The sequence below is a fragment of the Pseudomonas sp. HN8-3 genome, assembly GCF_020790195.1.
GTDB lineage: Bacteria > Pseudomonadota > Gammaproteobacteria > Pseudomonadales > Pseudomonadaceae > Aquipseudomonas > Aquipseudomonas synxantha_A.
In genome coordinates, this window is record NZ_CP086206.1 from 3,936,392 (window position 1) to 3,949,780 (window position 13,389).

General features: G+C 61.2%; 12 protein-coding genes and 3 tRNA genes. 1 reads left to right on the forward strand and 14 read right to left on the reverse strand.

Annotated elements, in window-relative coordinates:
• Both LJX92_RS17430 and LJX92_RS17435 read right to left on the reverse strand, forming a co-directional pair.
• Entirely contained in the window at positions 1-540 is a 540-nt protein-coding gene (locus tag LJX92_RS17430) for a (2Fe-2S)-binding protein (RefSeq protein WP_005789732.1), read from the reverse strand.
• Positions 533-3,364 (reverse strand): xanthine dehydrogenase family protein molybdopterin-binding subunit, encoded by a 2,832-nt coding sequence (locus tag LJX92_RS17435; protein WP_223018996.1) that lies wholly within the window; start codon positions 3,362-3,364, stop codon positions 533-535. Before LJX92_RS17435 ends, LJX92_RS17430 begins: the two co-directional genes overlap by 8 nt.
• Between LJX92_RS17435 and LJX92_RS17440 the strand changes: the two genes are divergently transcribed.
• Positions 3,363-3,542 carry a hypothetical protein gene (locus LJX92_RS17440; RefSeq protein ID WP_032880254.1) on the forward strand — a complete coding sequence of 60 codons (180 nt, stop codon included), beginning with the start codon at positions 3,363-3,365 and terminating at the stop codon, positions 3,540-3,542. The two genes, LJX92_RS17435 and LJX92_RS17440, sit on opposite strands and share 2 nt — an antisense overlap.
• 206 nt (positions 3,543-3,748) lie before the next feature.
• On the opposite strand, the gene LJX92_RS17445 is transcribed toward LJX92_RS17440, so the two are convergent.
• From LJX92_RS17445 to truA, 12 genes are all read right to left on the reverse strand, one after another.
• Positions 3,749-3,825: transfer RNA gene (locus LJX92_RS17445), tRNA-Asp, on the reverse strand.
• A gap of 105 nt (positions 3,826-3,930) precedes the next feature.
• Positions 3,931-4,007, reverse strand: a tRNA-Asp gene (locus LJX92_RS17450).
• A gap of 56 nt (positions 4,008-4,063) precedes the next feature.
• Positions 4,064-4,139 (reverse strand) — tRNA-Val (locus LJX92_RS17455).
• A 107-nt stretch (positions 4,140-4,246) separates the two neighbouring features.
• Positions 4,247-5,011: an SDR family oxidoreductase gene (locus LJX92_RS17460; protein ID WP_032880253.1), complete on the reverse strand. Its 765-nt coding sequence runs from the start codon at positions 5,009-5,011 to the stop codon at positions 4,247-4,249.
• Positions 5,012-5,022: 11 nt separating this feature from the next.
• The gene (locus tag LJX92_RS17465) at positions 5,023-6,234 is read right to left on the reverse strand and encodes an O-succinylhomoserine sulfhydrylase (protein ID WP_228308721.1); all 1,212 of its coding nucleotides are present in this window, start codon (positions 6,232-6,234) and stop codon (positions 5,023-5,025) included.
• Positions 6,235-6,299: 65 nt separating this feature from the next.
• Positions 6,300-7,805, reverse strand: coding sequence for an amidophosphoribosyltransferase (gene purF, locus LJX92_RS17470; protein WP_003192537.1), 1,506 nt, complete (start codon positions 7,803-7,805; stop codon positions 6,300-6,302).
• Between the two features lie 41 nt (positions 7,806-7,846).
• Entirely contained in the window at positions 7,847-8,404 is a 558-nt protein-coding gene (locus tag LJX92_RS17475; protein ID WP_005789751.1) for a CvpA family protein, read from the reverse strand.
• A gap of 249 nt (positions 8,405-8,653) precedes the next feature.
• A complete protein-coding gene (locus tag LJX92_RS17480; RefSeq protein ID WP_223018997.1) occupies positions 8,654-9,310 on the reverse strand; it encodes an SPOR domain-containing protein in 657 nt (218 codons plus the stop codon).
• Complete coding sequence (gene folC, locus LJX92_RS17485) at positions 9,294-10,601, reverse strand: bifunctional tetrahydrofolate synthase/dihydrofolate synthase (RefSeq protein ID WP_032880250.1); 1,308 nt, start codon at positions 10,599-10,601, stop codon at positions 9,294-9,296. The genes LJX92_RS17480 and folC overlap by 17 nt, the downstream gene beginning before the upstream one ends.
• Positions 10,598-11,518, reverse strand: coding sequence for an acetyl-CoA carboxylase, carboxyltransferase subunit beta (gene accD, locus LJX92_RS17490; RefSeq protein ID WP_005789754.1), 921 nt, complete (start codon positions 11,516-11,518; stop codon positions 10,598-10,600). The genes folC and accD overlap by 4 nt, the downstream gene beginning before the upstream one ends.
• Positions 11,519-11,762: 244 nt before the next feature.
• The gene (locus LJX92_RS17495; RefSeq protein WP_005789755.1) at positions 11,763-12,395 is read right to left on the reverse strand and encodes a phosphoribosylanthranilate isomerase; all 633 of its coding nucleotides are present in this window, start codon (positions 12,393-12,395) and stop codon (positions 11,763-11,765) included.
• A 63-nt stretch (positions 12,396-12,458) separates the two neighbouring features.
• Positions 12,459-13,283: a tRNA pseudouridine(38-40) synthase TruA gene (gene truA / locus LJX92_RS17500; RefSeq protein ID WP_005789756.1), complete on the reverse strand. Its 825-nt coding sequence runs from the start codon at positions 13,281-13,283 to the stop codon at positions 12,459-12,461.
• Between the last annotated feature and the right edge of the window lie 106 nt (positions 13,284-13,389).

A 13,389-nucleotide genomic window follows, 5' to 3' on the forward strand; every position in this document is an offset into this window, starting at 1 on the left:
TCAACCCTCCTTGACCAGGCCGAGATCGGTCAGCACGTTGCGGGTAGCGTTGTAATAACGCACGTATCCAGTGCAACGGCAGACGTGATGCCCAAGGCTGTCCTCGATGACTTGTTCCAGTTTGCTGTGTACGGTCGGCTGACGTTGCAGCTTTTCCACCAGCACGGTCGCTGCGTTGACGAAGCCCGGCGCGCAGTAGCTGCACTGGAACGCAAACTCATCCACGAAGCGCTGCTGGATCGGGTTCAGTTCGATAACCTGCCCCGACTCATCGCGCTTGGCGTGGGATTCGATGGTGCGCACTCGCTTGCCTTCAAAGTAATGCGCGCCGGTGATGCAAGTGCGCACTTCTTCGCTGGTGCCGTCCGGGTTGTCGACGATGACCACGCAAGCGTGGCAAATACCCTGGCCGCAGCCAAGACGCGAGCCAGTGAGGTTTTTGTATTCGTGCAGGTAGTCGATCATCGGCAGGTCATCAGGGATGTCCACTGGGCCGACGGATTGACCATTGAGGGTCAGTTGAAGCGGACGGTTAGGCATTGAGGGCTTCCTTGATGCGCGCAGCAGTGATTGGCAGGTCGCGAACACGTTTACCGATGGCGTGCGCCACGGCATTACCGATGGCCCCGACGATCGGGATCATCACCACTTCAGCGATACCCTTGGATGGATCGCTCGGCGACAGCGCCGGCAAAATCTCCGACGTCTGTTTCCACACGGCAACGTGACGCGCCATCGGCAGACGGTAACGGTTGAAGTTCCAGTCACCCTCCCCCGGCCCGCCTTCATACAGCGGCATTTCCTCCATCAATGCGTGGCCGATGCCCATGGCGACACCGCCCTCAAGCTGACCTTTGACTAACTCCTCAACCAACACGCGACCGCACTCGATCCACGAATGGTGATTGAGCACCTCCACCTGCGCCGAGCCCTTATTGACCTTCAGCTCGACCAATGTGGCGACCGGGCTGTAGTAAGTCACGGCAGCGTTGTTCAACTGCGTCGCGGGGTAGCTGATATTCTGGCGATCCAGCAGATGGAAGCCGGCAGTGCTCATCAGCGCCTGCTTGGCTTTTGGCGCGCCGTCGCCGTACTTCACGGCCAGGCCGTCGAGCGGCAGGCGCTCACGCACGCCGTCGATGCTGTATTCAGCCTCGGCCCAACTCCAGCGGTTGAAACCGTGCACAGTGGCCGCGGTGACCAGGCCGCGCTCGTGGGCACGCTTGGCCAATTCTTCAAAACTGAGCGGCTGCATGCCGTTGGCGGTGAGCTTGCCGTCGACCCAATGCGCATCTTCGCGGCGCACCACATACGGGTTGGCCTGACCGCCGAACGGGCCCTGACGCCAGATCTCCAGCGCCGCCGGCCACAAACCATGGTTGAACAGCACGCGCGCCGCTTCACGGGTGGCGTGGCTGAAGTAGTACGCCGAGTTGGTGGCCGAAGATGCCGAAGCGAGCTTGCCCACCCAGCGCGGGTTGCGCAGCAGGTTGTCCTGCTCGGCCTGGCTCATGATGTAAGGGTTGCCGCTGGTGATCAGCTGCATTTCCTTCCACTCTGTTTCGCCAGTCTTCACTTCGTGGGCCGGGCTGCCAAGGAAATCGGCAACGACCAGCGATTGCGAGGTAGACATACCGGTGCCGATTTCGATACCGATATGACGCAGGCTGATGCGACCGTCAGCGCTGAATTCGATACTGGCCATCGGAGCTTCGGAACCAGTGCCAAAGTCTTTCTGGCAGATAGCAAAACCCACGCCGTACCAGTTATCCGGGTCCGCGGCTTCGCGTTGTTGCTTGATCGCGTCGCGGTTTTTCCAGACCTCGTGCACAGAGGCTTTGTCGAGGATTTCGTGCAGGCGCAACGCACCGGCAGGAATGGCGCCCTGGGTGTTTTTCATGCCCGAACGCAGTGCGTTCTTGCGGCGCAACTCGATAGCATCTACACCGAGACGACCGGCGATTTCATCGACCATCATTTCAGTCGCAGCCATGCTTTGCAGGGTGCCGTACCCACGCATCGAACCGGCTTCAACGCCCCGCGAGTGATACGCGGTGACTTGCAGGTCGTTCTGCGGCATGTAGTAGATCGACTGTGCGGCCGTGGCGCCTACAGCGGCTACCGAGGGGCTGTAGTTGATCCGGCCACCGCCGTCGACGCTCATGTCGGCGAGGAAGATCTTGAAGCTGTGATCGTTCTTGTCGACAGCCAATTGGTAACGAATGTCGAACGGATGACGCTTGATGCCACTCTGGAACTGCTCGTAACGGTCATTGGCCAGACGCACCGGCACGCCGGCGCCGTACAACGCCGCGAGGGCGGCGTAGTAGACAAAGATGTTGTGGTCTTTGGAGCCGTACCCCACGGTGTAACCGGGGTGCATGTTCAGGTTGGCCAGGCCGAAGCGCGACGGCGAGATCATTTTCGCAGTCTCGGTGGCCACCTCCAACGGGCACTGGGTGGCCACCACGAAATGCAGGGTCTTGGTTGCCGGATCGTACCAACCGTTGCCGTTGTCCGGCTCCATGGCTGCCGGCTCGATTGACGGGGTCTTGTAGCGCTCGTCGAACACCAGCCAGTTGTCCGGCGGTGTGTTGATCTGACTCTTCATGCGGTCGGCGTAGAACAGCCCGCGCTCGGTCAGGTTGCCGTGCAGATTCGGTTGTGAATTCCATACCGGGCGACGGTTTTTCAGCATCGGAAACAGAATCGAATCCTTGAGGCTGGCAAATTCGTCTTCATCGGCCGAGGTGGCGCCGCCAACGCGCACATAGCGGAAGCTACCGTAAGGGTCGCCTTCGTAGTACGGCACTTTGGCGCCGTAACGAATCGCCTTGTCGTTGAATTTGAGTTTGTTCTTGGCCTGGCGGAAACGCTCGAAATCGTTCCAGATCAGGATCGCCACCGGGTGACCGATAAACATCGGCACCTTGCCTTCAGGCAGCAGCGGATCCGGAGCATGCTCCTCGGGGAAAACAATACCGTCCTTGTCCAGATCGGCAGCGGTGACGATACGATCCGGCTGCAGATCGGCGCCGAGCCACGCCAGGTCGTAGCCCGCATAAATATGGTCGGCCTTGATGGTTTTCAGCAGCATGGCGTGACCTTGCTGCACGGGCCAGCCGGGCATGTCCTTGGAGCGGATGTCGCGGGCGAAGACTTTGCTGCCGCACACTTTGGACAACGCATCGTTACGCTGACGCGCCTTGCCGTTATTGCCCAGCCATTTTTCGGACGGCACGGTAACGCTGTTTTCCATCAGGGCAGCCAGCGCCTGGGTGCTCAGCGGTGTCAGCGTGACGCTCACACCCGCCACCAGGCCGCCCTGGAGGAACGAGCGCCGGGTTATTTCACGGTTGGACATGGATCATCCTCTGAGCGGTTATAAATCCGCCCTTATGGTTAAGTACACCGAATATCGAGACTTGCAGAAGCCTTTTTACGACGAATCAAAAGGCCATGATGACAGTGCAAAGTTGACCGAAGGGTTAACTTTAAAGGTTTCTGCGCCTGCGGCAAATAACCACATTGAAATTTTTTGACACAACAACGCAAAACGGCCGACAAGATCGAGACGATCTGTCAGCCGCTTGCCTATAAATGAGGACGATGTCACAAACACCATGACGTTTTTTCAAACGCCAGACACAAAAAACCCCGGTCTTTCGACCAGGGTCTTTGCTATCGGATCAAGTCAGCCAGTGGCTTTCTTGTGCTTCAAGGCGTTCAGTGGGCCTTGATGCAGATATGGCGCAGCGGACGGGACTCGAACCCGCGACCCCCGGCGTGACAGGCCGGTATTCTAACCGACTGAACTACCGCTGCGTATCGCTTGGCTGATTGAGCGTAAACCCTCAACCACCTTTGAACATCTGATCGATCAACCTGGGTTGTTCAATCTCAAGCCCGACACATCGAACCTGTAAAATATGGCGCAGCGGACGGGACTCGAACCCGCGACCCCCGGCGTGACAGGCCGGTATTCTAACCGACTGAACTACCGCTGCGCGTCGGTGCAACCTTTAAAGTTGCGTCTTGCCACAAGTGCAAGACTCTCAAGAAGTGGTGGGTGATGACGGGATCGAACCGCCGACCCTCTGCTTGTAAGGCAGATGCTCTCCCAGCTGAGCTAATCACCCTTTGCTTCGTTGAGGCCGCGAAATTTACGCAGGTAGCGGACCTAAGTCAATAGCCTGCTTGAAGTTTTTCTGAAAAAGACAAAATCACTTCAAGACGGCTAACCGCCCTACTCGCTGTAAATCATCTTCTTGCTCATGCCACCGTCCACTACAAACTCTTGCCCGGTGACAAACCCGGCCTGACGCGACAGCAACCAGGCCACCATCGCCGCCACGTCCTCTACCGTACCGACCCTGCCCGCCGGATGCTGGGCATGATCAGCATCGGTGAGCGGCTCCGCACGGCGTGCAGCAGGATCACGCGCATCAATCCAGCCAGGGCTGACCGCATTGACCCGAACCTCTGGCCCCAGGCTCATGGCCAAGGCGTGAGTCAGGGCCAGCAAGCCACCCTTGCTCGCCGCGTAAGCTTCGGTATCCGGCTCCGATTGACGGGCCCGGGTCGAGGCCAGGTTGACGATCGCACCGCCGTGGGCGCGCAGGTACGGCGCGCAATGCTTGGCCAACAGCATCGGCCCGCCGAGGTTCACCGCCAGCACGCGATTCCAGTACGCCAGATCGAGGCTTTCCAGGGTGATATTGCGCGGGTCAGCCACGGCGGCATTGCAGACCAGCGCGTCGAGTCGCCCGAACTGCCCCAACACCTCTGCAACCCCCTGGGCCACTTGCTTCTCGTCGGCCACGTCCATGGTGATGAACCAGGCGTTATCACCCAGCACCTTGGACACCTTGGCGCCGCGCTCGCGGTCAAGGTCGGTCAACACCACCTGCCAGCCTTCGCTGATCAGCCACGCGGCAATCCCCAGACCAATGCCCCGCGCCGCGCCCGTTACCAGCGCAACGCGCCCGTTACTGGCCGCTGCGGCCTCCATGGACCACTCGATCACAAGGCCGCCAGCCCGCGGGCCAGGTCTGCCTGCAAGTCTGCTACATCTTCCAGGCCCACCGCGATGCGGATCAGGCTGTCACGGATACCGGCCGCTTCACGCTCCTGCGGCGCCAGGCGCCCATGGGAGGTGGTGCTCGGGTGGGTGATGGTGGTCTTGCTGTCACCCAGGTTGGCGGTAATGGAGATCAAGCGCGTCGCATCGATAAAGCGCCAGGCGCCGTCTTTGCCGCCCTTGACTTCGAAACTCACCACCGCACCAAAACCACGCTGCTGGCGCTGGGCCAAGGCGTGTTGCGGGTGGCTCTTGAGGCCAGCGTAGTGCACCTTCTCGATACCGTCCTGCTGCTCCAGCCACTCGGCCAGGGCCTGGGCGTTGGCGCAATGGGCTTTCATGCGCAGGCTGAGGGTTTCCAGGCCCTTGAGGAAGATCCAGGCATTGAACGGGCTCAGGGTCGGGCCGGCGGTACGCAGGAAGCCCACCACTTCCTTCATCTGCTCGCTGCGTCCAGCCACCACGCCGCCCATGCAACGACCCTGGCCGTCGATGAACTTAGTTGCCGAGTGCACCACGATGTCCGCACCCAGCTTCAGCGGTTGCTGCAAGGCCGGGGTGCAGAAGCAGTTATCCACCACCAGCATCGCACCCTTGGCGTGGGCGACTTCGGACAGCGCAGCGATGTCGACCAACTCGGCCAGCGGGTTCGACGGCGATTCGACGAACAGCAGCCTGGTATTGGCCTTGATCGCCGCATCCCAGCCGGACAAATGCGCCAGGGGCACGTAATCCACTTCGATACCGAAGCGCTTGAAGTACTTCTCGAACAGGCTGATGGTCGAGCCGAACACGCTGCGCGACACCAGCACATGGTCGCCAGCGCTGCACAGGCTCATCACCACCGCCAGGATGGCCGCCATGCCGGTCGCGGTCGCCACAGCCTGCTCAGCGCCCTCCAGGGCCGCGATACGCTCTTCGAACGCGCGCACGGTCGGGTTGGTGTAGCGCGAGTACACGTTGCCCGGCACCTCACCGGAAAAACGCGCCGCAGCGTCGGCCGCCGTGCGGAACACGTAGCTTGAGGTGAAGAACATCGGGTCACCGTGCTCCCCTTCCGGGGTGCGGTGCTGGCCGGCGCGCACAGCCAGGGTATCGAAAGCTACGCCATCGAGGTCGCTGTCCAACCGACCGGCATCCCATTCCTGACTCATGCTGCGACTCCTTACTCAATACGTTATTTAAGATACAAAACCGGCCCCTCAGGGCCGGTGTCTACTCAGTTGTTGTACAGGTCGATGATCGCGCTGACCGCCTGGGTCTTGATCTTGGACGAGTCGTTACGCGCCTGCTCGATCTTGTTCAGATAAGCCTCGTCGACATCTCCGGTCACGTACTTGCCGTCGAACACGGCGCAGTCGAACTGCTCGATCTTGATCTTGCCACCGCCGACCGCTTCGATCAGGTCTGGCAGGTCCTGGTAGATCAGCCAGTCGGCGCCGATCAGGTCGGCCACGTCCTGGGTCGAACGATTGTGTGCGATCAGCTCATGGGCGCTCGGCATGTCGATACCGTACACGTTCGGGTAACGCACCGCAGGCGCTGCAGAGCAGAAGTACACGTTCTTCGCACCGGCTTCGCGGGCCATCTGGATGATCTGCTTGCAGGTGGTGCCGCGTACGATGGAGTCGTCCACCAGCATCACGTTCTTGCCGCGGAACTCAAGCTCGATGGCGTTAAGCTTCTGACGCACCGATTTCTTGCGCGCAGCCTGGCCGGGCATGATGAAGGTACGGCCGATGTAGCGGTTCTTGACGAAGCCTTCGCGGAACTTGACGCCCAGGTGGTTGGCCAGTTCCAGCGCAGCGGTACGGCTGGTGTCCGGAATCGGGATGACCACGTCGATGTCGTGCTCAGGACGCTCGCGCAGGATCTTCTCGGCCAGCTTCTCGCCCATGCGCAGACGCGCCTTGTAGACCGACACACCGTCGATGATCGAGTCCGGACGCGCCAGGTAGACGTGTTCGAAGATGCACGGGGTCAGCTTCGGCGCAACGGCGCACTGGCGGGTGTGCAGCTTGCCGTCTTCGGTGATGTAGACAGCCTCACCCGGCGCCAGGTCGCGGATCAGGGTGAAGCCCAGTACATCCAGGGACACGCTTTCGGACGCGATCATGTACTCGACGCCTTCGTCGGTGTGACGCTGGCCGAACACGATCGGGCGGATGCCGTGGGGGTCGCGGAAACCGACGATGCCGTACCCGGTGATCATCGCCACCACGGCATAACCACCGACGCAACGGTTGTGCACGTCGATCACGGCAGCAAACACGTCTTCTTCGGTCGGCTGCAGCTTGCCGCGCTGGGCCAGTTCGTGGGCGAACACGTTGAGCAGCACTTCCGAGTCGGAACTGGTGTTGACGTGGCGCAGGTCAGATTCGTAGATCTCCTTGGCCAGCTGTTCAACGTTGGTCAGGTTACCGTTGTGCGCCAGGGTGATGCCGTAAGGCGAGTTGACGTAGAACGGTTGAGCTTCGGCCGAAGTCGAACTACCGGCAGTCGGGTAACGCACATGGCCAATGCCCATGTGCCCGACGAGGCGCTGCATGTGACGCTGATGGAACACGTCACGCACCAGGCCATTGTCCTTGCGCAGGAATAACCGGCCGTCGTGGCTGGTCACAATACCGGCAGCGTCCTGGCCGCGGTGCTGGAGGACGGTTAGCGCGTCATACAGCGCCTGATTGACGTTCGACTTACCGACGATACCGACGATGCCACACATGCGACGCAACCCCTACTTAATGAATCTTGACTGAACACAGCTTACTGAGGCGTTTGCGCCGGCAAGAGGTGTTCCTTGAACGGAAGATCAGCGGGTACGCTGATTCCGCTGGCCAGCCACTGACTGCTCCACCCCAATATGAGGTTCTTGGACCAATCTGCAACCAATAGAAATTTTGGCACGAGTACCGACTCCTGCCACCACGAATCCTGCTGTACCGGCCCCAGGCTCAACAGCCCGACCGCCACGACCACCAGCAACGCGCCACGCGCGGCACCGAAGGCCATGCCGAGAAATCGATCGGTCCCGGAGAGGCCGGTGACACGTATCAATTCGCCAATAAGATAATTGACCATTGCCCCCACCAGCAGCGTGGCGATGAACATGATGGCGCAGCCCGCGATGACGCGAGCCGAAGGTGTCTCTATGTACCCGGCCAGGTAGACCGACAGTGAACCACCGAACATCCAGGCTACGACTCCTGCGATGATCCAGGTCAGCAACGACAGTGCTTCTTTTACGAAGCCGCGGCTCAGACTGATCAAAGCGGAGATGGCGACGATTGCAACGATCGCCCAATCAACCCAGGTAAATGGCACAGTGCAGCCTACGTACGGATAAGGCGGCGCATTTTAGCAGAGCGCCGGGCTATCGGTAAGCGGTGATTGCGGCTGCTTTGCAAATCAATAGATTGGGCGGTGTGAACGCCATTTCAAGCCCACCATAAACCAATGTGGGAGGGGGCTTGCTCCCGATTGAAGTGTGTCAGTATCAGATGTACTGACTGACCCACCGCTATCGGGAGCAAGCCCCCTCCCACACTTAGATTGCGTTAATGCCTGCTTGAATCAGCCGCGCTCTGGCTGGAAGCGCACCACAAACCCATTGAGGTTCTGCTGGCGGCCCAGCAAATCGCGCAGGCGATCAGCCTCGGCGCGCTCGATCAGCGGCCCGACAAACACACGATTCTTGCCATCGGCGCTGCGGATGTAAGCGTTATAACCCTGGGCACGCAGCTTTTTCTGCAAGGCGTCGGCACTTTCGCGATTGGCCAGGCTGGCGAGCTGGATCGACCAACTGATCGGCAGGCCATTGGGATCAATGCGGCCCTGGCCCACATCCGGTTTACCCGGCGCAGCAGGCTGCGGCGCCACAGGCTTGGGCGTTGGCGCCGGTGCAGGCGGTTTGGCAGCGACAGCCGGTGCCGGCGTCGGCTTGACCACCGGCACACTTGGCTGCACCGGCATCGAAGGAGCCGGTTGCGTGGCGACCTCCTCCTCGACAGGTACAGGTTCTTCCGGCAACGCCTGAGGCTCGGGCACCACCACCGGCTCGACCTGAACCTGGGGCACCACCGGCGCCTGGGGCGCAGCGGGCGCTTCAACCACCACCTGGCGCTGCTCGTCCTGACGGGAAAACAGCATCGGCAGGAAGATGACTGCCAACGCCACCAATACCAGGGCTCCAACCATTCGCTGCTTGTATGCGCTATCCAGTAATGCCATGTGCAGCTTCCTCCGTGGAGCGCCGGGCCAGCCATTCGAGCGCCTCGGCAACACAATAAAATGATCCGAACAACAGGATTTCGTCCTCTGCCGTAGCCACCGCACACTGCGCTTCAAGGGCGGCAGTGATGCTTGCATACGACGTCACGGGCGCGCCAAGGTTCTGCAAGGCGGTCTGCAGCTCAACCGCCGGCCGGCTGCGCGGCGTATCCAGCGGCGCAACAGCCCAAGACTGAACACTGCCAAGCAACGGCGCAACCACCCCATCCAGATCCTTGTCGGCCAACAGCCCGAACACCGCCAGTCGACGGCCGGCCGGTAGCGTGCGTGCCAGGCGCTGCGCCAAATAGTGAGCCGCATGGGGGTTGTGCCCCACATCCAACAACAGGTTCAGGCGCTTGCCTTGCCAGTCGAGCACCCGACGATCCAGGCGCCCCACCACTTTCGTCGCCCGCAGGGTTGCGCCGATCTGCTCGGCATCCCACGGCAGATCCAGCAGCAAATAGGCTTGCAGCGCGAGCGCAGCGTTTTCCATCGGCAGGTTCAGCAGCGGCAAATCAAGCAGCTCGACCACCTTGCCACGGGCATCACGCCCGCGCCATTGCCAATGGGTCGCACCGATATCGAGATTGAATTCACGGCCGCGCAGGTAGAACGGGCAATCCAGCTCGCGCACCTTGTCCAGCAAAGGTTGCGGCGGATCCAGGTCGCCACACAGCGCCGGCCTGCCTGGACGGAAGATCCCGGCCTTTTCATAGGACACGGACTCGCGGGTATTGCCCAGGTAGTCGGCATGATCAACACCGATGCTGGTGACCAGCGCCAGGTCGGCATCCACCACATTGACCGTATCCAGGCGCCCGCCGAGGCCGACTTCCAGTACGACCACATCCAGTTGCGCACGCTCGAACAGCCAGAACGCCGCCAGGGTGCCCATCTCGAAATAGGTCAGGGAAATATCGCCACGCCCGGCATCCAGGGCAGCGAAGGCTGCGCACAACTGCTCGTCCGTGGCTTCGACGCCATTGAGCTGTACCCGCTCGTTGTAGCGCAGCAGGTGCGGCGAGCTGTACACGCCGACCTTCAGGCCTTGGGCCTGCAACAGCGCCGCGACAAAGGCACAGGTGGAGCCCTTGCCATTGGTGCCGGTCACCGTGATCACACGCGGTGCCGGCTGGCCCAACCCGAGGCGGGCCGCTACCTGTTGCGAGCGCTCCAGGCCCATGTCGATGGCGGACGGATGCAACTGCTCAAGGTAGGCGAGCCATTCGCCCAGGGTACGTTGGGTCATAGGTTTGCAGGCACCGGCGGCACGACGATTGGCTCGACTTTAGGCGCGACGTACACAGGCGTCGGCAGGCCCATCATTTGCGCCAGCAGGTTACCCAGGCGTGGACGCAGTTCGCCACGCGGGATGATCAGGTCGATAGCACCGTGCTCCAGCAGGAACTCGCTGCGCTGGAAGCCTTCCGGCAGCTTCTCGCGCACGGTTTGCTCGATCACACGCGGGCCGGCAAAACCGATCAGCGCCTTGGGCTCGCCGACGATCACATCGCCGAGCATCGCCAGGCTGGCGGAAACGCCGCCGTAGACCGGGTCGGTCAGTACCGAGATGAACGGAATGCCTTCTTCGCGCAGACGCGCCAGTACCGCCGAGGTCTTGGCCATTTGCATCAGGGAGATCAGCGCTTCCTGCATACGCGCACCACCGGAGGCGGCGAAGCAGATCATCGGGCAACGGTTTTCCAGGGCGTAGTTGGCCGCACGCACAAAGCGCTCACCGACGATGGCGCCCATGGAACCGCCCATGAAGGAAAACTCGAAGGCCGAGACCACCACCGGCATGCCCAGCAGCTTGCCGCTGACCGAGATCAGCGCGTCCTTCTCGCCGGTCTGCTTCTGCGCACCGACCAGACGGTCCTTGTACTTCTTGCTGTCGCGGAACTTGAGACGGTCGACCGGCTCCAGGTCAGCGCCCAGTTCGTTGCGGCCATCGGCATCCAGGAAGATGTCGATGCGCGCGCGCGCGCCGATACGCATGTGGTGATTGCACTTGGGGCAAACATCCAGGGTCTTTTCCAGCTCCGGGCGGTACAGCACCGCGTCGCAGGACGGGCACTTGTGCCACAGACCTTCAGGAACCGAGCTTTTCTTCACCTCGGAACGCATGATCGAAGGGATCAGTTTGTCTACTAACCAGTTGCTCATGCTTTCTTTCTCCAGTACCGGTGGCTTGAACACAGCCCCGCGTATGCCCTTGAGCTAAATTCATATGTGGCGATGATGCCTGCGGGACGGGGTCAGACGTTGGACCTGCCATTTCCCGCCTGCATCCTCAGCCTTCCAGACAACCTGCCAGCGCAGGGTTGCCACTTCATTTCCGGGCCACCCACAGGCGGCGCCGGGCTGTTTTACACAGTGGTAGTTATGGACGGCGGCAGACTGCCAGCCGTCACATCCCGCCACTGCTGTTGCGCACGGCCTGCATGAATGCGCGAATCCTGTTGTGATCCTTGATGCCCTTGCCCTGCTCCACCCCACCGCTGACGTCCACGGCATACGGCCGCACCTGCTCGATGGCAGCCCCGACGTTCGCAGGGTTGAGCCCACCGGCCAGGATGATCGGCTTGCTCAACCCTTCGGGAATCAGCGACCAATCGAACGCCTCACCCGTACCACCCGGTACGCCTTCGACGTAGGTGTCGAGCAGGATCCCGCGAGCGCCGATATACGCGGCACACGCCGCGGCGATATCGTCGCCCGTCTTGACCCGCAACGCCTTGATGTACGGGCGCTGATAACTTTCACACTCATCAGGCGTTTCATCGCCGTGGAACTGCAGCATGTCCAGCGGCACCGCATCCAGGGTTTCATTGAGTTCGCAGCGACTGGCGTTGACGAACAAGCCCACGGTGGTCACGAAAGGCGGCAGCGCCGCAATGATGGCCCGCGCCTGCAGCACATTCACCGCGCGCGGGCTTTTGGCATAAAACACCAGACCGATGGCATCGGCCCCTGCCTCGACTGCCGCCAGCGCGTCTTCTATGCGGGTAATCCCGCAAATCTTGCTGCGAACGGCTGACATGTCGTAGGAACCTCAGGGTTGGACCGAGAAAGTCCCGGATGTTAACAAAAGCTTTTCCGGGCGTCAGCCGCCAAGTTCACTGAAACCTGTGAGGAAGTGTGGCCCGATAAAGCGTTCCGGCAACTGGAACTCGTCGCGGTACTCCACATCCACCAAATACAGGCCAAATGGGTGCGCCGTGACGCCGCCCGTGCGACGAATGCGGCTTTCCAGCACTTCCCTGGCCCACTCAACCGGGCGCTCGCCGGTGCCGATGGTCATCAGCACGCCGGCAATGTTGCGCACCATGTGATGCAGGAACGCTCCGGCGCGAATATCCAGCACGATCATCTTGCCGTGGCGGGTGACTCGCAGGTGATGAACTTCCTTGATCGGCGACTTGGCCTGGCACTGGCCGGCGCGGAAGGCGCTGAAGTCATGCACGCCCACCAGGTGCTGCGCGGCCTCGGCCATGCGCTCGGCATCCAGTGGGCGGTGGTTCCAGGTAATTTCTTCATTGAGATGCGCGGGCCGGATCTGATCGTTGTAGATCACGTAGCGGTAACGCCGGGCGATGGCCTTGAAGCGTGCATGAAAATGCGCCGGCATGACCTTGGCCCAGCTCACACTCACGTCGTGGGGCAAATTGATATTCGCCCCCATCACCCACGCCTTCATCGACCGCTCGGCCTGGGTGTCGAAGTGCACCACCTGGCCACACGCGTGTACGCCAGCGTCGGTACGCCCGGCGCACATCAGCGACACCGGCGAGTCAGCGACTTTGGACAGGGCGTTTTCGAGGGTTTCCTGCACCGTCAGCACGCCGGAGGCCTGACGCTGCCAGCCGCGATAGCGCGAGCCTTTGTATTCCACGCCCAGGGCGATGCGGTAAAAGCCGGCGGCCGCCATTTCGGCGGCCGCGTTATCTATATTTGCCAAGAACTGAGAGCCTGATGAGTTGCGCAAAGGCGGGCATTATAAAGGCGTCGGATGCCTGACGGGCGTTTTGTTATGG

Coding starts and splice junctions, on each gene's coding strand:
- LJX92_RS17465 (WP_228308721.1), bottom strand. CDS start 6,234: ATGAGTCAGGAATGGGATGCCGGTCGGTTGGACAGCGACCTCGATGGC.
- accD (WP_005789754.1), bottom strand. CDS start 11,518: ATGAGCAACTGGTTAGTAGACAAACTGATCCCTTCGATCATGCGTTCC.
- LJX92_RS17430 (WP_005789732.1), bottom strand. CDS start 540: ATGCCTAACCGTCCGCTTCAACTGACCCTCAATGGTCAATCCGTCGGC.
- purF (WP_003192537.1), bottom strand. CDS start 7,805: ATGTGTGGCATCGTCGGTATCGTCGGTAAGTCGAACGTCAATCAGGCG.
- folC (WP_032880250.1), bottom strand. CDS start 10,601: ATGACCCAACGTACCCTGGGCGAATGGCTCGCCTACCTTGAGCAGTTG.
- LJX92_RS17460 (WP_032880253.1), bottom strand. CDS start 5,011: ATGGAGGCCGCAGCGGCCAGTAACGGGCGCGTTGCGCTGGTAACGGGC.
- truA (WP_005789756.1), bottom strand. CDS start 13,283: ATGGCGGCCGCCGGCTTTTACCGCATCGCCCTGGGCGTGGAATACAAA.
- LJX92_RS17480 (WP_223018997.1), bottom strand. CDS start 9,310: ATGGCATTACTGGATAGCGCATACAAGCAGCGAATGGTTGGAGCCCTG.
- LJX92_RS17440 (WP_032880254.1), top strand. CDS start 3,363: ATGGATCATCCTCTGAGCGGTTATAAATCCGCCCTTATGGTTAAGTAC.
- LJX92_RS17435 (WP_223018996.1), bottom strand. CDS start 3,364: ATGTCCAACCGTGAAATAACCCGGCGCTCGTTCCTCCAGGGCGGCCTG.
- LJX92_RS17495 (WP_005789755.1), bottom strand. CDS start 12,395: ATGTCAGCCGTTCGCAGCAAGATTTGCGGGATTACCCGCATAGAAGAC.